18 protein-coding genes are annotated in these 20,774 nt (G+C 73.2%); 16 read left to right on the top strand and 2 right to left on the bottom strand.

Features of this window, described 5'->3' with window-relative positions; translation table 11 throughout:
• Positions 1–67: 67 nt before the first annotated feature.
• The gene (locus ABZ693_RS20365) at positions 68–571 is read right to left on the bottom strand and encodes a DUF6027 family protein (protein WP_359879008.1); all 504 of its coding nucleotides are present in this window, start codon (positions 569–571) and stop codon (positions 68–70) included.
• A gap of 312 nt (positions 572–883) precedes the next feature.
• Here ABZ693_RS20365 and ABZ693_RS20370 point away from each other — a divergent pair, with 312 nt between their 5' ends.
• The 11 genes from ABZ693_RS20370 to ABZ693_RS20420 all read left to right on the top strand — a co-directional run bounded on the left by ABZ693_RS20370 (position 884) and on the right by ABZ693_RS20420 (position 12,194).
• Complete coding sequence (locus ABZ693_RS20370) at positions 884–2,188, top strand: MFS transporter (RefSeq protein WP_359879010.1); 1,305 nt, start codon at positions 884–886, stop codon at positions 2,186–2,188.
• 2 nt (positions 2,189–2,190) lie between these two features.
• Positions 2,191–2,559, top strand: coding sequence for a 6-pyruvoyl trahydropterin synthase family protein (locus tag ABZ693_RS20375; protein ID WP_359879012.1), 369 nt, complete (start codon positions 2,191–2,193; stop codon positions 2,557–2,559).
• Between the two features lie 132 nt (positions 2,560–2,691).
• Positions 2,692–3,363 carry a 7-carboxy-7-deazaguanine synthase QueE gene (locus tag ABZ693_RS20380; protein WP_359879015.1) on the top strand — a complete coding sequence of 224 codons (672 nt, stop codon included), beginning with the start codon at positions 2,692–2,694 and terminating at the stop codon, positions 3,361–3,363.
• Positions 3,364–3,924: a GTP cyclohydrolase I gene (folE, locus tag ABZ693_RS20385; protein WP_359879017.1), complete on the top strand. Its 561-nt coding sequence runs from the start codon at positions 3,364–3,366 to the stop codon at positions 3,922–3,924.
• Between the two features lie 38 nt (positions 3,925–3,962).
• On the top strand, positions 3,963–5,129 hold the full coding sequence (gene guaB / locus ABZ693_RS20390; protein WP_359879020.1) for an IMP dehydrogenase: 1,167 nt from the start codon (positions 3,963–3,965) through the stop codon (positions 5,127–5,129).
• 2 nt (positions 5,130–5,131) lie between these two features.
• Complete coding sequence (locus ABZ693_RS20395) at positions 5,132–5,716, top strand: phosphoribosyltransferase (RefSeq protein WP_359879023.1); 585 nt, start codon at positions 5,132–5,134, stop codon at positions 5,714–5,716.
• Complete coding sequence (locus ABZ693_RS20400) at positions 5,713–7,017, top strand: UbiD family decarboxylase (protein ID WP_359879026.1); 1,305 nt, start codon at positions 5,713–5,715, stop codon at positions 7,015–7,017. The genes ABZ693_RS20395 and ABZ693_RS20400 overlap by 4 nt, the downstream gene beginning before the upstream one ends.
• Before the next feature lie 34 nt (positions 7,018–7,051).
• Entirely contained in the window at positions 7,052–7,588 is a 537-nt protein-coding gene (locus ABZ693_RS20405) for an NUDIX hydrolase (protein ID WP_359879028.1), read from the top strand.
• Positions 7,589–7,645: 57 nt separating this feature from the next.
• Complete coding sequence (locus ABZ693_RS20410; RefSeq protein WP_359879031.1) at positions 7,646–8,884, top strand: MFS transporter; 1,239 nt, start codon at positions 7,646–7,648, stop codon at positions 8,882–8,884.
• Between the two features lie 76 nt (positions 8,885–8,960).
• A complete protein-coding gene (locus ABZ693_RS20415; protein WP_359879033.1) occupies positions 8,961–11,720 on the top strand; it encodes an FAD/NAD(P)-binding protein in 2,760 nt (919 codons plus the stop codon).
• A 90-nt stretch (positions 11,721–11,810) separates the two neighbouring features.
• Positions 11,811–12,194, top strand: coding sequence for a VOC family protein (locus ABZ693_RS20420; protein WP_359879035.1), 384 nt, complete (start codon positions 11,811–11,813; stop codon positions 12,192–12,194).
• A 331-nt stretch (positions 12,195–12,525) separates the two neighbouring features.
• Here ABZ693_RS20420 and ABZ693_RS20430 read toward each other — a convergent pair whose 3' ends face one another.
• A complete protein-coding gene (locus ABZ693_RS20430; RefSeq protein ID WP_359879038.1) occupies positions 12,526–13,374 on the bottom strand; it encodes a S1 family peptidase in 849 nt (282 codons plus the stop codon).
• 503 nt (positions 13,375–13,877) lie between these two features.
• Here ABZ693_RS20430 and ABZ693_RS20435 point away from each other — a divergent pair.
• The 5 genes from ABZ693_RS20435 to ABZ693_RS20455 all read left to right on the top strand — a co-directional run bounded on the left by ABZ693_RS20435 (position 13,878) and on the right by ABZ693_RS20455 (position 20,772).
• Positions 13,878–16,031, top strand: coding sequence for a serine/threonine-protein kinase (locus tag ABZ693_RS20435; protein WP_359879039.1), 2,154 nt, complete (start codon positions 13,878–13,880; stop codon positions 16,029–16,031).
• Between the two features lie 31 nt (positions 16,032–16,062).
• Positions 16,063–16,680 carry a hypothetical protein gene (locus ABZ693_RS20440; protein WP_359879041.1) on the top strand — a complete coding sequence of 206 codons (618 nt, stop codon included), beginning with the start codon at positions 16,063–16,065 and terminating at the stop codon, positions 16,678–16,680.
• Between the two features lie 86 nt (positions 16,681–16,766).
• Positions 16,767–18,350: a phytoene desaturase family protein gene (locus ABZ693_RS20445; RefSeq protein WP_435842482.1), complete on the top strand. Its 1,584-nt coding sequence runs from the start codon at positions 16,767–16,769 to the stop codon at positions 18,348–18,350.
• A gap of 167 nt (positions 18,351–18,517) precedes the next feature.
• Positions 18,518–19,549 carry an L-threonine 3-dehydrogenase gene (tdh, locus tag ABZ693_RS20450; RefSeq protein WP_359879134.1) on the top strand — a complete coding sequence of 344 codons (1,032 nt, stop codon included), beginning with the start codon at positions 18,518–18,520 and terminating at the stop codon, positions 19,547–19,549.
• A 23-nt stretch (positions 19,550–19,572) separates the two neighbouring features.
• Entirely contained in the window at positions 19,573–20,772 is a 1,200-nt protein-coding gene (locus tag ABZ693_RS20455) for a glycine C-acetyltransferase (protein WP_359879043.1), read from the top strand.
• Positions 20,773–20,774: the final 2 nt, after the last annotated feature.

A 20,774-nucleotide genomic window follows, 5' to 3' on the forward strand; every position in this document is an offset into this window, starting at 1 on the left:
CTGTGTACGACTGTGGAGAAGACGCGGTCGAACGCCCGGCCGGCACGGGCCGGCCGCGCCCGATCCGTCAGTTCCGGTCCGGTGTCCCGTACTCCGACCGGTGGCCCGGCGTCCCGTCCTCCGCCGGGTCCGGTGTGTTGTCCTCCGTCCGGTCCTCGGCCTGCGGCGGATAGACGGTCGGGTCGTCGAGGGGGAGCTTGAGCCAGGACAGCATCTGCCGCAGCTGGTGGTAGGCGCGCAGCCGCTCCTCGTCGGTCCCCTCCCGCTCCGCCTCCTCGACCGGGGCCCACAGCCGGTGCACCATCACCGGCCCGATCTCGAGCAGCCCGCCGCTGCCCCCGGTGGCCCATCGGGCCAGCACGTACCGGGCGATCGCGCCGATGGGGATGTCCAGGTTGCGGGACATCCCGCGCAGCGTCTCCAGGGGATCGAGCAGTCCGTAACCGACGACGTCGGACTTGAAGTTGGCGTGGGGATCGTTCGCGGCCCAGTCCCCCTTCCAGCGACGGAGGCGCACCACCTCGTCCCCGTCCGGGCCGGTCCAGACATCGCCCGCGACCTCTTCGTCCACCTGAGCTTCCTTCCGGAAATGCGACGGGAAGCACGAGTTCTACGCCGGACGCGCCCCGCGCGCAAGGCACCCCGCCCCGCGTTCGGAACGCGCCGACTCGGCGCTGGACAAAGGGAATCGGGACCGGTAGACCAGAAGTCCGTGGCTGCGTCAGCCGGTCGGGATCAGCCGATGCCGGGCGCGCCCGCTCTCTCTTTCTCATTTGTCTTCGGCACGCCGGACTCGCCATGCCCATGGGCGGATTGGACAGGGCGCCTTGAGGAAACTCGTCACCACGCCGTGCGCTCGGGACGTCCTGCCGAGGGGATACGCGTGACATTCACGAAGGAGGTCTCTCCCGGTGTCCGGCCGCGGGACGGGATGACCCGGCGGGTCCTGGTCGCCGGCACTATCGGAAGCACCATCGAGTGGTATGACTTCTATCTCTATTCCACGGCGTCCACCCTGCTGCTGGGTCCGCTGTTCTTCCCCCAGCAGTCCGCGACGGCGGCCACCCTGGCGGGCTTCGCCACCTACGCCGCGGGGTTCGTCGCCCGCCCCCTCGGGGGTGTGGTCATCGGCCACTTCGGGGACCGGATCGGCCGCAAGTCGATGCTGGTGCTGACCCTGATGATCATGGGCGTCGCCACGCTGCTGGTCGGAGTGCTCCCCACCTACGCGCAGGCCGGCGCCTGGGCCCCGGCCCTGCTCGTCACGCTGCGGGTGCTGCAGGGCATCGGCATCGGCGGGGAGTGGGGCGGCGGGGTCCTGATGACCACGGAGTACGCCCCCGCCCACCGGCGCGGGCTGTTCAGCAGCGGTGCCGCGGCCGGGTTCCCGCTCGGGCTGGCCGGGAGCACGGCCGTGGTCGCGCTGATCACCCGGCTGCCGCGGGACGACCTGCTGTCCTGGGGCTGGCGGGTGCCGTTCCTGGCCTCGGGTCTTCTCGTGGTGGTCGGGGTGTTCGTACGGCGGGGAGTCGCCGAGAGCCCCGAGTTCCTGCGGGGCCGCCGCGACGGCCCGTCGCCCCGGGTGCCGGTCGCCGAGGTGCTGCGGCAGCGCCCCGGCCCGGTGGCCAAGGGAGCGCTCGCCTCGCTGGGCCTCGCCATGATCGTCAGCGTCTTCTCCGTCTATCTGCCCGCCTACGCGGCCGGTCACGGGGCCGACCGCGACCGGGTGCTGACCGGCATGGTGGCCGGGGCCCTCGTGGAAGCCGCCCTGCTGCCGGTGTTCGGTGCGCTGTCCGACCGCTTCGGCCGTCGACGGGTCATCGTCTTCGGGTACGCCGTGTGCGCCCTGGTGGCCCTTCCGGCGCCGCTCTGGCTGACCTCGGGCAGTACCGCTCAGACCGTCCTCACCTTCACCCTGGCCATGGGCGTCGGGCACGCGGCCGTGTACGGCGGCATCGCCGCCTTCATGGTGGAGCAGTTCCCGACCCGGCACCGCTATTCCGCCCTGGCCGTCACCTATCAACTCGGCGCGACCCTGGCCAGCTTCGGTCCTCTGATCGCCGGCGCGCTCGCCGGATCGGGGCGCACCGCGGGGCCCGGGATCTCGATCCTGCTCGGCACACTCACGGTCGCCGCCCTCGCCGTGCTCGCCACCCGAAGGCCGGGCGCGCGGGGCGGAAGGGAGTAGACATGCTGTCCATCACCAAGGAATTCCACTTCTCCGCGAGTCACCGGCTCGCCCACCTGGCCGCCGACCATCCGTGCGGAAGACTGCACGGGCACAACTACGTGCTCATGGTGGAACTCTCCGCGCGGGAATCCGAGTTGACCCCGGCCGGATTCGTCCGGGACTACGGCGACCTGGACGCGCTCAAGAAATGGATCGACGAGTTCCTGGACCACCGGCACCTCAACGACGTCATGAAGGACCGCAATCCGTCGGCCGAGAACATCGCGAGATGGGTCTACGAGAACTGGCGCCGCGACCTCCCGGAGCTGACCGCGGTCCGCGTGTCGGAGACCCCCAAGACCTGGGCCACGTACCGGCCGGCCCCCTGACTTCCGTACACCGTCACCAAAAGTCACCGAAAGTCACCGGATACGGCACCATGCCGCGGATCACGGGAAGGGGTGAGGCACATGGAACGGTCGAAACTCGTCGTCAACGAGATCTTCGGCCCGACCTAGTCCGTGCAGGGCGAGGGGCGGTCCACCGGAAGGTCGTGTTCCTTCCTCAGACTCGGCGGGTGCAACCTGACCTGCCGGTGGTGCGACACCCCGTACACCTGGGACTGGACGGGCGTCTCGCAGGGCCGGACCGCGTACCGGCCGACGGACGAACTGCACGCGATGACCGTCACCGAGGTCACCCGGCGGCTCCGGGAACTCGGCACCGGCCTGGTCGTCGTCTCCGGCGGTGAGCCGCTGAGCCAGCAGGACCGGCTGCTCCCGGTGATCGAGGAGATCCGCGCGCGCGGCGCCGACGTCGAGATCGAGACCAACGGGACCGTCGTCCCCTCCGCCGCTCTCGTCGCGGCGGGGGTGCGCTTCAACGTCTCGCCGAAACTCGCCCACTCCGCCGTGGCGGAGCGACGCCGCGTCGTTCCCGCGGCGCTGCGGGCGCTCGCCGCGATCGACGGGACCTGCTTCAAATTCGTGTGCGCCGATCCGTCCGACCTGAAGGAGGTCGATGAGCTGGTGGAGCGATTCGCGCTGCGCGACGTCTGGATCATGCCCTGCGGTCAGGAACCGGAGGAGATCACCGACGGTCTCCGGCGGCTGGCCGACCCGGTGATCCAGCGGAAATGGAATCTGACCGGCCGGCTGCACGTGACGTTATGGGGAAATCAACGGGGGGTATGAATGTCACCTGATCCACTGGAGCGCATCGCCCGGGAGCTTCTGCTCGCCATCGGCGAGGACCCCGACCGCGAGGGACTTCGCGACACACCGGCACGATACGCGCGCTGGTGGCGGGAGTTCAGCGACTACGACCCCGGCACCCTGGACACCTCCTTCCTCTGCGCGTCGAGTGCCGAGGCCGTGTCCGTCTCCGGAATCCACCTGTGGTCGCTGTGCGAACACCATCTGCTGCCGTTCTCGTGCGAGGTGACGATCGGCTACCTTCCCCGCGAACAGGTCCTCGGTCTCAGCAAGTTCGCCAGGATCGCCCAGCAGCACGCGCACCGGCTGCAGGTACAGGAACGGCTGACGGCGGACATCGCCGACTCCGTCGAGAAACTGACCGGCTCCGCCGACGTCGCCGTCGTCTGCCACGGCGAGCACCTCTGCATGGCCATGCGCGGCATCCGCACCCCCGCCACGATGACCACCGCGACCTGGCGCGGAGCCTTCCGGGACGCCGCCGTACGGGCCGAGTTCCTCGCACTCCAGCCCGCCCGCCCCCACAGCGCCGGGCGATGACCACGGACCACGCCCCGCAGGAAGGAACCGAATCCCACGTGCGCATCTCCCGTCCGCGGCGAACCGGCCTCAGCTTCGACGACGTCCTGCTCGTGCCCCAGCGCACCGCGCTCCGCAGCCGCCGGCACGCCGACCTGACCACCGAGCTCCTCCCCGGCCTCACGCCGGCGGCTCCCGTCGTGTCCGCCAACACCCAGTGGTGCACCGGTGGCCGGATGGCCGCCGCCATGGCCCGATGCGGCGGCCTGGGCGTCCTCCACCGCATGCAGACGATCGACCAGCAGCTCGCGCACCTCCAGCTGGTCAAAGCCGAGCCGACCGGAGGCGAGACGGAGGACGCCGGACCGCGGGCGACCCGCTCCGCCGACGGCCGGCTGTTCGCCGGCGTGGCCGTCGGCGTCACCGGGGACTGGCGGGAACGCGCGGCCCGGCTCGTCGACCACGGGGCCGACCTGCTGGTGATCGACGTCGCCCACGGCCACAGCGACCAGGTGCTGTCCGCGGTCACCACCCTGCGCAAGGCGTACCCCGGCGTCCCGCTGATGGCGGGCAACGTCGCGACCGCCGCCGGCACCCGGGACCTCGTCTCGGCCGGTGCGGATCTGGTCAAGGTGGGGATCGGCCCGGGCGGCGTGTGCACCACCCGGCTGGTCGCCGGCACCGGTGTCCCCCAGCTCACCGCCGTCCTCGACTGCGCCGCCGAGGCGGCCCGGTACGGGGTCGGGGTGATCGCCGACGGCGGGATCCGCCAGGCCGGGGACATCGCCAAGTCCCTGGCGGCCGGGGCCCGCGCCGTGATGCTCGGCAGCCTGCTGGCGGGAGCCGACGAGAGCGAGGCGCAGCCGGTGGAGAAGGACGGCCGCCGCTACAAGACCAGCAACGGCTTCGTCTCCCTCGGGATGGAACTGACCCTGCGCCGGGCCGCCGGACTGCCCGTCACCCGGCAGGAGGTCGACGACTACGTGCCCGAAGGGGTGGAGGCCACCTTCCCCGCCACCGGCCCGCTCGCCACGACCCTGCGCCAGCTGACCGGGGGAGTGCAGTCCGCGCTGAGCTACTCGGGCGCCACGAACCTCGACGAGTTCCGGGAGCGGGCCGAGTTCATCCAGGTCACCGCGGCGGGCCGGAGCGAGAACGGACCGCACGCCCGCGAACGGACCGCGCACATCGCCATCGATCACGTGGCCCGGGCGGTGGAGGGATGAGCGTGCGTGAGCCGGCCCCCGCGGCCGTCCCCGACCAAGCGCCCGGCGAGGTGCCCGGCATGTGGACCCGGCGAGGCCCGTACGAACTGAGCTGGGAGACCCTCGGCAGGATGCTCGAACGGATCGCCGCCGGCGTCAGGGCCGCGGGGTTCGCCCCCGACGTCGTCCTCGGCGTGGCACGCGGCGGCCTGCCCGCCGCGAGCTATCTGACCTGCGTCCTCGACGCGCCCGTCCTGCGTACGGTGCGGGTGCGCCGGACCCGCGACGACGGCCAGTACGCGGCCAAGCGGGCTCCGGAGCTGGAGGCCGCGGAGCTGCCGGGTGTCGGTGCGGGCACGAAGGTCCTCGTCGTGGACGACATCGTCGGCACCGGCGCCACCGCGGAGGCCGTCCGCGCCCATCTGCTCGGACTCGGCGTGGCCGGGCGGGACCTGCGCTTCGCCGCACTGGTCCGCAACCATCGTGCGGACTACCGCCCCGACCACTGCCCGGCGGTCATCGACGACTGGATCGTCTTCCCGTGGGAGGAGGGCTGGGGCCGGACGGCGGGCGCCCGGCCGCTGCCCCTCCCGGAGGGCGGGGCGTGATCCCGCGTCCCGCCCCCTCCCCGCCGTCCCCTCCGGCGCTCGCGGACAGCGGGCTGGTACCCGTGGACCCGGCCGAGGTCGGGCTGCCCCCGTACTACGCCGCCACCGGGCTCTACCGGTACGACCGCCCGGTCGGCACGGTGATCGAGGCGGCCCGGACACTGGCCGGGCTGGAGCACCGGCTGGGGACGAGACCCACCACGGTCTTCACCCACCTCACCGACCGGCCCGGTAGCCGCGTCCTGGGCCACCCGTATCCCCGCTCCGTCCTGCTCGCCGCCCTGGGCACGGCCGAGGGCGCGCATCTGCCGGAACTGGCCGCCCGGTTGTCCGGCGAGCCGTTCCGGGTACGGGCGGACGCGGCCCCCGAGGCGGCCGCCGGCACGACCGGCGCCCCGGCCCGGCGGGAGCTCGACGGGCTGCATGCCCTGCCCGTGCTCCAGCACCGCCCCGGCGACGGCGGCCGGTACGTCACCGCCGGCATCGGCGTCACGACCCGGCCGGACGGCTCGGCCGTCAACCTCGGCTTCTACTGCGTCCAGGTGGTCTCGGCGTACCGCGCCCGGATCTTCCTCGACCCCCGCACCGACGCCCACCGCAACCTCCTGGAATGGCGGGCCGTGGGCCGGCCCATGCCGATCTCCGTCTTCCTGGGCGCCGACCCCTCGTACGCCGTGGTGGCGGCGACCCGGCTGCCCGCGACCGGGGACGACTACCAGATCGCCTCACGCCTCCTCCGCGCGGACGTCCGGGTGGGCGGGTCGCCTCCGGTCCCCGCCGACGCCACGCACGTCCTCACCGGCCTGGTCGGCCACGCGAACGAGACGGAGGGCCCGTTCGGCGAGTTCAAGGGGTACTACGTCGAGGAACGCCAGGGGAACGTCCTCGACATCACCGGCGTCGCCGCCCGGCCCGGCGCGCCGTTCCCCAGCATCGTCGCGGGCGCCGAGTCCGGGCTCACCCTCATGAGCTTCCAGAACGAGTACCTCCTGTACGCCCATCTGAGGGTCCAGGGTCACCCGGTGACCGATGTCCGCTACTCGGTACGGGCGCGCGGGGAGTTCGTCGCCCTCATCGAGACGGAGCGGCCCAGTCTCGAACTCGTTTGCGAGGCGATGAAGTTCGACGTGCGATCCAAGCTGGTCATCTGTGGTCCCGAACTCGGCGACGTGCCACAGGCCTTGGCGACGTACGGGTTCATCACGCACCATGAGCCGTACTATCGCAAAGGCAGAATCGAGGGCGAGCGGATCGGCCTCGCGCTCGTCATTCCGCCCGTGGGCCGTCCCGTCGAATACTGATCCAGACGCCGAGATCCCCGAAGGGCGCCGCACCGTGACCGATCGCTTCTCCCGGATCCTGCCCGTGGCGCTCATGGTCCTCCCCGGACCGGACGGCACCGTCACCTTCGTGCACCAGCTCAAGGGCCCCTACGCCGGCAACTGGCTGCTTCCGGGCGGCGGCGTCGAACCGGGTGAGGGCCTCGCGGCGGCGGCCGTCCGGGAGACGGCCGAGGAGACCGGGTGCCACGTGTCCGCGTGCTCCCCCTTCGCCGTCTACGAGTTCACCGGAACCTGGGAGCAAGGCCCCTATCACCTCCTGCTGTTCGGCTTCCTCGCAGACCGCCCGTACCGGGTGCCGGAAGGGTTCGAAGGCCACAACGTCGGAGCCGTCCGGCAGGCCAGGATCGGTGAACTTCCCCTCCATTCCACCGACTTGCAGATCCTCACCGACGCCGGTCTGGCCTCCTACGGCGACCCCGAGATCGCCCGCGCCCTGTCCGCCGACGGCATCTCCATGACGGCCCACCGGGTCAGCGGCCCCACCCACGCCCCCGGGGCACCGGCGTCGGCGGGCCTGGGCGTGCGCTGAGCCGGACCGGAGAGCAGCGCATCCAGCGACGTACCACTCGTGGAGGAGGTACCCAAGATGTCAGAGCTCCGCGACGCGCACAACGGATCCGGCACCGGGCCCGACCCTGTGGAGTCCACCCGCCGGCTGCCCCTCGCCCTCGTCTACGCGGCAGGCGTCATCGCGGCCATGGGACTGGGCAAATTCGACGTTTTCGCCGTGCAACTCCAGGACGACCTGGAGATTTCGCTGGGACAGGTCGGCTGGGTCGTCTCCGCCATCACGGGGATCTCCGCCCTGCTCGGCACCCCGGCCGGGCTGTGGCTGGGCCGGCGGTCCATGCGCGGCACCCTGCTGACCGGGCTGTGGTGCGTGGCGGCGGCGGGCGCGGGTGGCGGACTGGCGCCCGGCCTGGGCGCCCTGCTGCCGCTGCGCGCGGCGGAAGGCATCGGCTACCTCATGGTGGTCATCGCCTGCCCCACCCTGATCGTCCGGCTGTCCGCACCCCGCGACCGCGGTCCCGCGCTGGCCCTGTGGGGCACCTTCGTCCCCGTGGGGCTGGCGCTGAGCACGGCGCTCGGCGGCGCGGTCGGTTCGGTGACGGACTGGCGGGGCTGGATGTTCGTCATGGCCGCGCTCACCGCGCTGCCGGCCACCGTCCTGACGTTCACCCGGCTCGGCACGCTGGCCCCGGCCACTCCGCGGCCGTCGGCGAAACACCGTACGGCCCGGCCTGGCAACCGGCCCCTGGTGGTGCTCCTGGCCCTCGGCTTCTGCATGGTCTCCCTGGTCACGGTGGCCGTCTTCGTGCTGATCCCGATCTTCCTCCAGCGCGAGCTGGGCTACAGCCGGGCGGATGCCGGGGCCACGGCCGGGTTCATCTCCCTTGTCAGCGTCGGCGGCGGCTTCCTCATCGGCTGGCTCATGCACCGCAAACAGGATGTCCGCCCGGTGGCCCTCGGCTCGTTCCTCGTCGTGATCGCCGCCTGGGTGGCGTTCCGGGCCGGCGTCGGGACCGTCCTCTTCATCGCGGGGGCCGCCACCATCTCCGGGCTCAACGGCGTCATGGTGGGGCTGATCCTCGCCTCGGTTCCCCGGCTCGCCGCCGAGTCCGGGGATCTCGGGCTGGCCAACGGCATCGTGACCCAAGGCGGCAGCCTCGGTTCGCTGCTGGGCCCTCCGCTGTTCAACGCCGGGGTGGAACACTGGGGTTGGCACGCCGTCGGCTGGTTCTCCACCGCCGGCATGGCCGTGTGCTGGCTCCTCATGGCGCCGACGGTGCGCCCCTCGGGCACGGCATCGGCGGCTCCGGCCTGACCCTCGCGGGCCGTCGCCCCGGACGTGCCCCGTCCGCGGCGCCGGCCCCGCACCGCATCCGACAGGAGGCTTGTCCATGCAAGGGCACCGCGCGTCACCGCCGCGCCGGACCGTCGCCGTGGTGGGGGCGGGCGCGGCGGGCGCCCTGGTCGCCCTCCAGCTCTGCGGGACGGCTGTCCGCCGCCGATCCGCCCTCGACCTCGTCCTGATCGACCCGGCGCCGGAGGCCGGCCGCGGCACCGCCTACGCCACCACGGATCCGCGCCACCTCCTGAACGTCCCCGCCGGTCATATGAGTTGCCACCCGGACGACCCCGGCCACTTCCTGCGCTGGCTGCGCGGACACGGCGGTACGGAGGCGTCGGCCGCCGACTTCGTCGCCCGGCACCGGTACGGCTCCTACCTGGCCGACACGCTGGGCCGGGCCATCGTGGAGGCCCATGGCACCGTCACCGTCCGCAGGCTGCGCACCCGCGCCGCCGGCCTCCGCTGGCGCGGGCCGACAGCACGGCTGGAGCTCGCCGACGGCGGCACGGTGGACGCCGACGGCGTCGTCCTCGCGACCGGGCCGAACCCCTCGTCCGCCGCCGGCTGGGCCGCACCCGCGCTCCGCGAGAGCGACCGCCTCATCGTCGACCCCTGGGCTCCCGGCGCCCTGGACCCGCTCCTGGCCGAGGGGCGGACGGACGACGTGCTCCTGGTCGGCACCGGGCTGACCGCGGTCGACGTCGCGCTGCGCCTGGGCCGCCCCGGCCGTACGGTGCACGCGCTCTCGCGCGGCGGACGCCTGCCGCAGCCCCACGCGCTGACCCCTCTGCCCGCCGTGGCCTGCCCGGAAGACCTGCACGGACTGCCCCTGACCGGGCTGCGGGCCGGGATCCGCCGGCACATCGGCCAGGTCCTGCGCACCCACGGGGACTGGCGCCCCGCCTTCGACGGACTGCGTCCCCTCACCGCGCGGTTGTGGGGCGCGCTGTCCGTCGAGGAGCGGGCCGCGTTCCTGGAGCAGGACAGTTCACTGTGGAACGTGCACCGGCACCGGATGCCTCCCGCCACCGCCGAGGCGGTCGCGCGGATGTGCCGGATGCGGCGCCTCCGGCCGTACGCGGGACGGATCACCGCCGTCCGCACCGGCCCGGACGCGCGGGTCGGCCGGATCGGGCGGTTCGGGCCGGTCACCGTCACCGTCGCCCTGGCCGGGGACGGTGGCACACGGGAGCTGTCCGTGGGCTGGGTGGTGAACTGCACCGGCCCGGATCCACTGCTGAGGGATTCGGCCGACCCGCTGTGGCGGGGGCTGCTCGACACGGGCGGCGCGGTGCCCGGCCCGCTCGGCATGGGCGTGGCCACCGACGAGGGCCGGCTGCGCGACGCCGGCGGACGAGCCGTACGACCGCTGTGGACGCTCGGCGCGCCGCGCCGCGGTGAACTGTGGGAGACCACCGCGGTCCCCGAGATCCGGGTCCAGGCCGAAGCCGTCGCCACCGCGGTACTCGACCACCTCGCCACCCTGACCCCTGCCCCGCACCTCGTCCGGAAGCGGCCGTGCGACGGCTCGGGGCTCGCGCTCAGCACCCACGACGAGGCCGCCGCGGCCTACCGCCTGGGCCTGGACCGGCTGTTGACGGTGCGGGCCGGTGCCGCGTCCGCGTTCCGCCGCGCCGCGGCACTCGACCCCGGCTTCGCGCTCGCCCACGGCGCCCTCGCCCTGCTCGACCACGAGTGCGGGGCCGACGCCCTCGGCGCCCTCGCCGGAGCCCGGCGCGCGGCCCGGGACCGTGCCGACGCGCGCGAACTCTCCTGGGTCGAGGCCGTCGCCTGCCGGATCGAGGGCACCGGCGCGGACAAGGCCCTCCTGCGGCATCTGGACGACTGGCCCGGCGACCTGCTGGCGCTCGCCGCCACCGTGCCGGGCCTCGCGTTCTCCGGCGTGCACGACCGGGGCGGCTCCGCCGTCCTGCGGGTGCTGGAACAGACCCGGGCCGCCCACCAGGAACACTGGTTCCCCACCTCCCTCCTCGCCTTCCTGCGTCAGGAGGAGGGGCGGTACGAGGAGGCGGCCTCGCTCGCCGAGCAGGCCCTGGCGGCCGAACCGGCGTCGGGGAACGCCCTGCACGCGCTCGCCCACGCCGACTACGCCCGCGGCCGGCACCAGGCGGGCCGTGAGCGCGTCGACCAGTGGCTCGGCAGCCGGCCGGAGTACGGCGGCGCGCACCGCGGCCACTTCGCCTGGCACGCCGCCCTGCACGACCTGGCACTCGGAGACGAGGCCGCGGTCCGCCGCCGGTGGGCCACCCGACTGGCGCCCACCCAGGTACGCGGGGCCGGAGCCCTGATCGACACGTGCTCCCTCGCCTGGCGGATCCGGCTGGCCGGCGGCCGACAGCCCGTCTCGTCGGTCGACGACGTACTCGAAGCGGTGCCGCCCGACCTCCTGGAACGCCCGCCCACCGCGTTCCTCGCCCTCCACGCGGCGCTCGCCTTCGCCGCCGCGGACAGCGTGCCGGGGCTGCGCCGACTGCACGCCCACGCCCGGGGCTCCGGCGGAGTGCGGCGCCAGGTGATCGCACCGCTCTGCGACGCCCTGGAGTACGCCGTCGAGGAACGCTGGGCCGAGGCCGCCGACGAACTGGAACGGATCCTTCCCGCCGTGCGCACGGTCGGCGGGAGTGACGTCCAGCGCGAGGTGGTCGAGGAGACGCTGCTGTACGCGCTGACCGCCGCCGGACGTCACGAGGCGGCCCGCGCCCGCTTGGAGGCCCGTCCGGACCGGCGCCCCTCCCCGTACGACCGGACCCGCCCTGCCTCCCCGCCGACGACGCACCCGGGGCGGTGAGACACGACATCGCCCACGGGCCGGGCGGTTCCCGGCCACGCAACCGCATTATTCCGAGCGTGACTTGGATGATCGTTTTACAGTGACGGCATGGCATGCCGCATCAGTGAAATCGTCATCGACAGCGCCGACCCCGAACGACTCGCCACCTTCTGGAGCGAGGTCCTCGGCTTCGTGGAACTCGACCGGGAGGAGGGCGGAGTCATCGAGATCGGCCCGGCCGACCCCGGGTTCGGAGGCCCGCAGCCCACCCTTGTCTTCCTGCCCGTGGACACCCCGACCACCGGGAAGCTCCGGCTGCACTTCGACGTCAACGCGACCGACCGCGACCAGGACGCCGAGCTGGAGCGGCTGCTCGCGCTCGGCGCGCGGAAGGTCGACATCGGCCAGGGCGAGGACGCGCACTGGCATGTGCTCGCCGACCCGGAGGGGAACGAGTTCTGCCTGCTGCGCCGTCGGCTCCTGCCCCTCTGAGCAGCGGACCCGACCCCGGTGTGCGACCCGACGCCGGTGTCCGACGTGATGCCGGCGCCTGACCCGAGCGGGTCCCGATGTTCGCCAGGTGGGTGGCGAGCGGGACCGTACGGCTCCAGCGCACCTGATGGCGGGTGACCGGGAGCCCCGACAGGCCCGCGCGGCGTACGGCGTCGCCGTCGTCGTACCGGATCCGGGACTGCGGCTCCACCCCGCGGACCCCGGCGATCCGCCGGTGCTGGGCGAGGATCCAGGGCACGTCGCCCGGCCGCCTCGTCCGGCCCTCTCGTGGTGGCGGCGCGGGTCGCCGCCGGCCCGCGCCGCCGTCCCGTTACGGCTTGGGCAGGGTGCAGCCGGCCCGGTTCAGGTCGAACACGTTCCCGGGGCCGATGCACGGGATCATCGTGTACGTCTGCTGGGCGTAGTTGATGCCCTGGCGGACCGTGACGGTGCCGTTCTCGTCGACCTCGCACGGGTTGTTCACGGTGCAGCTGCCGCCGCTCTCGTTGCCCGTGTTGTTGACGGCGACGACCTTGCCGGTGGTCGTGTCGATCACCGGCGAGCCGGAGGTACCGCCGATGGTGTTGCAGGACGAGGTGTAGCGGACCGAATCCTTCCAGGTCCACCCGCCCTCCTTGAGGCGGTACGCGAACCCGTCGACGTTGCAGCTGTAGGTCCGCTTCCAGTACCCGGACACCACCTTGATCGACGAACCCTGGGCCGGCCGGACGTCGTTGAGGGTGAGCGCGCTGATCCCGTACTGGCTCTGGATCTGCGCGTACGTCTTGGTGAGCTGGTAGACCGAGACGTCCGTGTCGGTCATCGTGGCGTACGCGATCTTGCTCGCCTGGAGCGTGCCGACACTGGAGCCCGCCGAGTTGAGCAGGGAGAAGGTGCGGCTGGACGCCCGGTCCTTGACGACCTGCCCGGCCGCCGGCATGCCGGTCTCCAGGCAGTGACCGTTCGAGAGGACGAGCGCGGGGTCGGTCGACAGGGAGGCGGGGGTGCGGACGACCGAGCCGGAACAGTTGCTGAGCGCGACCGTTCCCGCGAAGTCGACGGCGGCGGGCGTGGCCTTGGCCGGGGCGCTTCCGTCCCGCGGGGCGGACGCCATGGCCGGGGCCGTCGTCGCTCCTGCCAGGACGAGGGCGAGCAGCGTGCCGGCGAGAGGCTTGTTCATGTGGGGGTTCCCCTCTGGTGACGGTGCGTTCGAAGAGCTGTCTTTGTCATGTGCATTCTTGGAAGTCCGGACCCCGGCTGACAAGAGGGCGTGCCGTACCGCTCCCCGCGCCGCACCGATCGGCCCCGGCGCCGGGCTGTCCGGAGGCGAGGGCTCCGCCGACTGTGCGGCGCTTCGTGCCCCGGCGCCGCGCCCCGCGCGCGAGGCGATCCGACGGCGCGTGGCCGTGCCCGCGCACGACTCCCGGCCCCCGTACGCCCCCTGCGCCGTACACCCGGCCCGTACGCCCCGTCCGGGACCATCCGCGACCGTCACCGCCGTGCCCGCCACCGCGACCCCGTCCGACGTGCCGCGGCTTCCCCGGCGGCATATCGGACGTGCGTGGACCGGCCCGGACCGGACACCCGGCTCATGTCGTACAGTCTGCGGACCGGTGCCGCCATACTGGACGGGCCGGGGAGGGAGCGGCACGACGACGGGGTACTCGGGGGCGACAGCACGCGATGGCGGAGACGGACACCAGGCTGATCCAGGGCCGGTACCGGCTGCAGGAAGTGATCGGCCGCGGCGGCATGGGCGAGGTGTGGCGGGCCACCGACGAGTCGCTGGAGCGGCGCGTCGCCGTCAAGTGCCTGCGGCCGCTCGGCCAGCAGCGCGACCCAGCCCATCTCGCCGTCCTGCGCGAGCGCTTCCGGCGCGAGGCCCGGGTGGCCGCCGCGCTCCAGCACCGCGGCATCACCGTCGTCCACGACTTCGGCGAGTCCGACGGCTGCCTCTTCCTCGTGATGGAGCTCCTCGACGGGCGCAACCTCAGCCAGCTGATGACCGACAACGGCAAGCGGCCGCTGCCGGTCGGCGAGGTCGTCGACATCGCCGAGCAGGTCGCCGACGCCCTCGCCTACACCCACCGTCAGGGCGTCGTGCACCGCGACCTCAAGCCCGCCAACATCATGCGGCTCACCGACGGCACCGTGAAGATCTGCGACTTCGGCATCGCGCGGCTCGGCGCCGACATGGACTTCACCTCCCGCCTCACCGGCACCGGCATCGCCATGGGCACCCCGCACTACATGTCGCCCGAGCAGATCGGCGGGGGCGGCGAGGTCGACCACCGCAGCGACCTGTACTCCCTCGGCTGTGTGCTCTACGAAGTGGCCACCGGCCTGCCCCCGTTCGACATGGACGACACCTGGGCGATCCTCATCGGGCACCGCGACACCATCCCCGCCCCGCTGCGCAGCCGCCGCCCCGAACTGCCCGGCTATCTGGACCTGGCCGTCCTCGACCTGCTCGCCAAGGCGCCGGAGGCGCGCCCGGCCGACGCGGCGGAGCTGGGCCGGCGGCTCGTCTCCGGCCGGACCGGCCACACCCCCGCCGTGCCGTCCGCCGCGGCGCCCGTCCACCCGCTGCCCGCGTGGGCCCGCACCCTGGCCCCCGGCCGCCCCGCCGCCTCCAGCCCGGCCGGGCAGGCCGCCCCGGCGCACGACCCGGCCGCCACGCTCACCACCGCCTGGACCCAGGCCGGCCCGGGAAATCCCGCCGGCACGCCCCCTTCCGGCACCTCCACCACCGAGATCGTCGCCGTCCTCGCCGGCCGGCACCGCGCCGGGCTCGGGCTCGGCCGGCTCGGCCGCTGGACGGAGGCCGCCGATCTGCTCCGCACGGTGGTACGCGACCGGGCGCACGTCCTCGGCGACGACCACCCCGACACCCTCGCCAGCGGCTACGAACTCGGCTTCGCGCTCTCCCGCCTCGGCCGCGCCACCGACGCCCTGGACCGGTTCGCGGCGGTCGCCGAAGGCCGCGCCCGCACCCTGGGCGGCGATCACCCCGACACCCTGGCGGCCCGCCAGGAGTCCGCGTACGTCCTCGGCGGACTCGGCCGTCACGCCGAGGCGCACGACGTCTACGAGACGGTGCTCGCCGCCCGCGAACGCGCCATGGGCGCCGAGCACCCCGACACCCTGCGCTGCCGCCACAACCTGGCCTTCACCCTCGGCCGGATCGGTCGCGTCACCGAGGCGTACGCGACCGCCCGCGAGGTCGCCGACGCCCGCACCCGGCTGCTCGGCGCCGACCATCCCGACACCCTCGCCACCCGCCACGAGATCGGCCACGCGCTCGGCCGGCTCGGCCGCTGGTCGGACGCGCTCGCCCAGCACCGCGAGGTCGCCGAGGCCCGCCGCGCCGTCCTCGGCGACGACCACCCGGACACCCTCGCCGCGCGTTACGAGACCGGCATCTGCCTGGGCCGTCTCGGGCGCGCCGAGGAGGCCACCGTGCTCTACCGCGACCTCGTCGGCGCCCGTACGCGCGCGAACGGCCCCGACCACCCGGAGACCCTGCGGGCCCGGCACGGCCTGGGCGTCAACCTGGGGCGGCTCGGCTCCTGGGACGACGCGCTGGCCGAGGCCCGTACGGTCCGCTCCGGCCGCGCCCGGGTGCTCGGCTCGGACCATCCCGACACCCTCGCCAGCCACCGCGAGGCCGGCATCGCGCTCGGGCACCTGGGCCGCTGGCCGGAGGCCCTGGCCGAGTACCGCCACATCACCGCGACCCGCACCCGCCTGCTCGGCCCCGGCCACCCGGCGACCCGCGCCGCCCTCGCCGACGAGAACCACTGCCGGGATCGGCTGGGCGGCGGCGCCGGGGACTGACGTCCCGTCCGTTCTGATAGAACAGCGTTCGATGGGAACGCAGGAGCGTGAGCGCAAGGTATACAGGCCGCTGTGGCGGGCCGGTCTCCAGGTGATTCCGGACGCCGTGCCGGAGGGCACGATCCCGTTCTGTTTCGGATACGGCACGGAGGACATCGTCGGCGGGTTCTCCCACGCGTACGACACCCCGCGGCTCGTGGAACGGCTCAACGAGGACTGGTACGACCTCGCCGTCTCCGTGGGGCTTCTCGACCACCGGCGCGAGTTCCTCCTCCAGCTCCCGCAGGGCACCCGGACGCATCGGGCGGCCCTGCGCCACGAGCACGACGGCGGCAGTGCCCCGTGGCGGTGGACCCGGGTCCGGCTCCTGGAGCGCTGGGACCTCATGGGCCGGGGCGCCGACACGGCGTTCCTCGGTGTGCACGCGGGACACCCGGGTTTCGGCATGCTGGCGCTCGACGGCGGCGTGTACGTGCGGTGTTCGACCGGCGAGCGGGGTGTCGACGTGCTGGCGGTGCGTCGGCCGGACCGCTCGGAGAACGTGCTGCGCCATCTGGAGCGGGTCGTGGCCGACGACAGCCGGTACGTGCACCGCGAGTTGACCGCATGGATCGCCCGCTGGCTCGCGGGCCGGGTCCCGACGCCGTAGGGCGGCATCGGCGGGGAAGGGCCACCGGCGACTCTCCCGGCGTCCGAGACCTGGTGGAACCCGCCTCCGGGGTGCTAGCAAGGAGCGTGATCGATACGCAGAGCTCCTACGACGCAGTCATCGTCGGCGGTGGACACAACGGCCTGGTCGCCGCCGCCTACCTCGCCCGCGCCGGGCGCCGGGTGGTCGTTCTCGAACGGCTCGGCACCACCGGTGGCGCCGCCGTCTCGACCCTGCCGTTCAGCGGGGTGGACGTGCGGCTGTCCCGTTACTCGTATCTCGTCTCGCTCCTTCCCGACAAGATCGTGCGCGATCTCGGGCTGCGCTTCGCGGTGCAGAAACGTTCCGTCTCCTCGTACACGCCGTACCGCGACACCGGTCTGCTCGTCGGCGGCGACCAGGAGCGCACCCGCGCCTCCTTCGCCGCGCTCACCGGCTCCGAGCGCGAGTACGCGGCCTGGCAGGAGTTCTACGGCCGCACCGCGCGCGCCGCCCGGCGGATCTTCCCGACCCTCACCGAACCGCTGCCGAGCCGCGCGGCCCTGCGCGCCCGCCTCGACGACGACGCGACCTGGGAGATGCTCTTCGAACAGCCCATCGGCGCCGCCGTCGAACGGCACTTCGCCGACGACCTGGTCCGCGGTGTCGTCCTCACCGACGCCCTCATCGGCACCTTCGCCGACGCGCACGATCCCTCGCTGATCCAGAACCGCTGCTTCCTGTACCACGTCATCGGCGGCGGCACCGGCGACTGGGACGTCCCCGTGGGCGGCATGGGCGCGCTCACCACCGCCCTCGCCGACGCCGCCCGCGCGGCCGGCGCGACCCTGCTGACCGGCCACGAGGTCACCCGTATCGACACCGACGGCACCCGCGTCGCCGTCGCCTACCGCACCGCCGACGGCGAAGGCGTCGTCGAGGCGGAACACGCCCTGGTGAACGCCTCCCCGCAGGCCCTCGCCGAGCTGCTCGGCGACCCGGCCCCGGCCGTCCCCGCCGAGGGCGCCCAGCTCAAGGTCAACATGGTGCTCAGCCGGCTGCCCCGGCTCCGTGACCGTGGCGTCGACCCGCGCGAGGCGTTCTCCGGCACCTTCCACATCGCCGAGGGATACGGCCAGTTGGCCACCGCGTACGCCGAGGCCGCCGCCGGCCGGCTGCCCACCGCCCCGCCGGCCGAGATCTACTGCCACAGCCTCACCGACCCCAGCATCCTCGGCCCCGAGGCCACCGCCCGCGGCTACCAGACCCTCACCCTCTTCGGGCTGCACGCGCCCGCCCGGCTCTTCGCCGACGACCCGGACGGCGCCCGCGAGGAGCTGCTCAAGGCCACCCTGGCCCAGCTCGACGCCGTCCTCGACGAGCCGATCACCGACTGCCTCGCCCGCGACGCCGACGGCCGGCCGTGCATCGAGGCCAAGAGCCCCGTCGACCTCGAGAACGAGCTGCGGCTGCCCGGCGGGCACATCTTCCACCGCGATCTCTCCTTCCCGTACGGCGACGACGGGGGCGACGGGGACGCGGCGGAGGCCCGCGGCGCCGCCCGCTGGGGCGTCGGCACCCGCCACCCCAACGTCCTGCTCTGCGGCGCCGGCGCCGTGCGCGGCGGCGGGGTGAGCGGCGTGCCCGGACACAACGCGGCCATGGCGGTACTCGAAGGGCTCGCGGGTTGACGCCCGACCCCGCCCCGCCAGCGGCGTGAAGCTGATCTGCGAGGGCGCTTAAGAAATCCTCGATGGACCGCGGGCCCCGCGTAAGGAAGATTGCGTCCGGGGATCTTGGCGCTTTCGCGTGCCCGGATCCCCGGGAACACAGGACACGCACGTCGGGAGCCGTGACATTGAAGGCGCTGGTCAAGCAGAAGGCGGAACCGGGACTCTGGCTCGCGGACGTTCCCGAGCCGGAGACCGGACCCGGTGACGTCCTGATCAAGGTCAAGCGGACCGGGATCTGCGGCACCGATCTGCACATCCGCTCCTGGGACGGCTGGGCGCAGAAGACGATCGACACCCCGCTCACCCTCGGCCACGAGTTCGTCGGCGAGGTCGTCGAGACTGGGCGCGACGTCTCCGACGACATCAAGGTCGGCGACCTGGTCAGCGGCGAGGGCCACCTGGTCTGCGGCAAGTGCCGCAACTGTCTGGCCGGCCGCCGTCACCTGTGCCGCGCCACCGTCGGCCTCGGCGTGGGCCGCGACGGCGCCTTCGCCGAGTACGTGGTGCTGCCCGCCTCCAACGTGTGGGTGCACCGGGTCCCGGTCGACCTCGACGTCGCCGCGATCTTCGACCCGTTCGGCAACGCGGTGCACACCGCGCTGTCCTTCCCGCTCGTCGGCGAGGACGTGCTGGTCACCGGCGCCGGCCCGATCGGCATCATGGCCGCGGCCGTCGCCAAGCACGCCGGCGCGCGCAACGTCGTCATCACCGACGTCAGCGAGGAGCGCCTGGCCCTCGCCCGCAAGACGGGTGTCTCGCTCGCGCTCAACGTCGCCGAGCAGACCATCGCCGACGGCCAGCGCACCCTCGGTCTCAAGGAGGGCTTCGACGTCGGCCTGGAGATGTCCGGCAACCCGCACGCGATGCGCGACATGGTCGCCAACATGACCCACGGCGGCAAGATCGCCATGCTCGGCCTGCCCAGCGAGGACTTCTCCGTCGACTGGTCGCGGATCGTCACCTCGATGATCACCATCAAGGGCATCTACGGCCGGGAGATGTTCGAGACCTGGTACGCCATGTCGGTCCTCCTGGAGGGCGGTCTCGACCTCGCCCCCGTGATCACCGGGCGCTACGACTACCGTGACTTCGAAGCGGCCTTCGACGACGCCGCGTCCGGCCAGGGCGGCAAGATCATCCTCGACTGGACCGTCTGACCACCCCTCCGGGAGCCTCCACCATGTTCGATTCCGTACGCGACGACATCCGCACCACCCTCGACGAGATCCGGCAGGCCGGGCTGCACAAGCCCGAGCGGGTCATCGGCAGCCCGCAGTCGGCGACCGTCGAGGTCACCGCCGGCGGCCGCCCCGGCGAGGTCCTCAACTTCTGCGCCAACAACTACCTCGGCCTCGCCGACCACCCCGAGGTCGTGGCCGCCGCCCACACCGCCCTGGACCGCTGGGGCTATGGCATGGCCTCCGTCCGCTTCATCTGCGGCACCCAGGAGGTGCACAAGGAGCTGGAGGCGCGGCTGTCGGCGTTCCTCGGCCAGGAGGACACGATCCTCTACTCCTCCTGTTTCGACGCCAACGGCGGTGTCTTCGAGACCCTGCTCGGCGCCGAGGACGCGGTGATCTCCGACGCCCTCAACCACGCCTCCATCATCGACGGCATCCGTCTGTCCAAGGCCCGCCGCTTCCGCTACGCCAACCGCGACATGGCCGACCTGGAGCAGCAGCTCAAGGAGGCCACGGAGGGCGGCGCCCGGCGCAAGCTGATCGTCACCGACGGCGTGTTCTCCATGGACGGCTACGTCGCGCCGCTCGACGAGATCTGCGACCTGGCCGAGCGCTACGACGCCATGGTGATGGTCGACGACTCGCACGCCGTCGGCTTCGTCGGCCCCGGCGGACGCGGCACGCCCGAGCTGCACGGGGTCATGGACCGGGTCGACATCATCACCGGCACCCTCGGCAAGGCCCTCGGCGGCGCCTCCGGCGGCTACGTGGCCGCCCGCGCCGAGATCGTCGCCCTGCTGCGCCAGCGCTCGCGCCCGTACCTGTTCTCCAACACCCTCGCCCCGGTGATCGCCGCCGCCTCCCTCAAGGTGCTCGACCTGCTGGAGTCGGCCGGCGACCTGCGCGAGCGGCTGAACGCGAATACCGCGCTGTTCCGCAGCCGGATGACCGAGGAGGGCTTCGACATCCTCCCCGGCGACCACGCGATCGCCCCCGTCATGATCGGCGACGCCTCCGAGGCGGGCCGGATGGCCGAGCTGCTGCTCGAGCGCGGGGTGTACGTGATCGGCTTCTCGTACCCGGTCGTCCCGCAGGGCCAGGCCCGCATCCGGGTCCAGCTCTCCGCCGCGCATTCGTCGGATGATGTGAACCAGGCTGTGGACGCGTTCGTCGCCGCGCGCGCCGCCCTGCGAAACTAGGG

The organism is Streptomyces laurentii, from assembly GCF_040635425.1.
In the GTDB taxonomy this organism is placed as follows: Bacteria; Actinomycetota; Actinomycetes; order Streptomycetales; family Streptomycetaceae; genus Streptomyces; species Streptomyces laurentii.

Coding starts and splice junctions, on each gene's coding strand:
- ABZ693_RS20375 (WP_359879012.1), top strand. CDS start 2,191: ATGCTGTCCATCACCAAGGAATTCCACTTCTCCGCGAGTCACCGGCTC.
- ABZ693_RS20440 (WP_359879041.1), top strand. CDS start 16,063: ATGGGAACGCAGGAGCGTGAGCGCAAGGTATACAGGCCGCTGTGGCGG.
- ABZ693_RS20435 (WP_359879039.1), top strand. CDS start 13,878: ATGGCGGAGACGGACACCAGGCTGATCCAGGGCCGGTACCGGCTGCAG.
- ABZ693_RS20420 (WP_359879035.1), top strand. CDS start 11,811: ATGGCATGCCGCATCAGTGAAATCGTCATCGACAGCGCCGACCCCGAA.
- ABZ693_RS20410 (WP_359879031.1), top strand. CDS start 7,646: ATGTCAGAGCTCCGCGACGCGCACAACGGATCCGGCACCGGGCCCGAC.
- folE (WP_359879017.1), top strand. CDS start 3,364: ATGTCACCTGATCCACTGGAGCGCATCGCCCGGGAGCTTCTGCTCGCC.
- ABZ693_RS20430 (WP_359879038.1), bottom strand. CDS start 13,374: ATGAACAAGCCTCTCGCCGGCACGCTGCTCGCCCTCGTCCTGGCAGGA.
- ABZ693_RS20415 (WP_359879033.1), top strand. CDS start 8,961: ATGCAAGGGCACCGCGCGTCACCGCCGCGCCGGACCGTCGCCGTGGTG.
- ABZ693_RS20455 (WP_359879043.1), top strand. CDS start 19,573: ATGTTCGATTCCGTACGCGACGACATCCGCACCACCCTCGACGAGATC.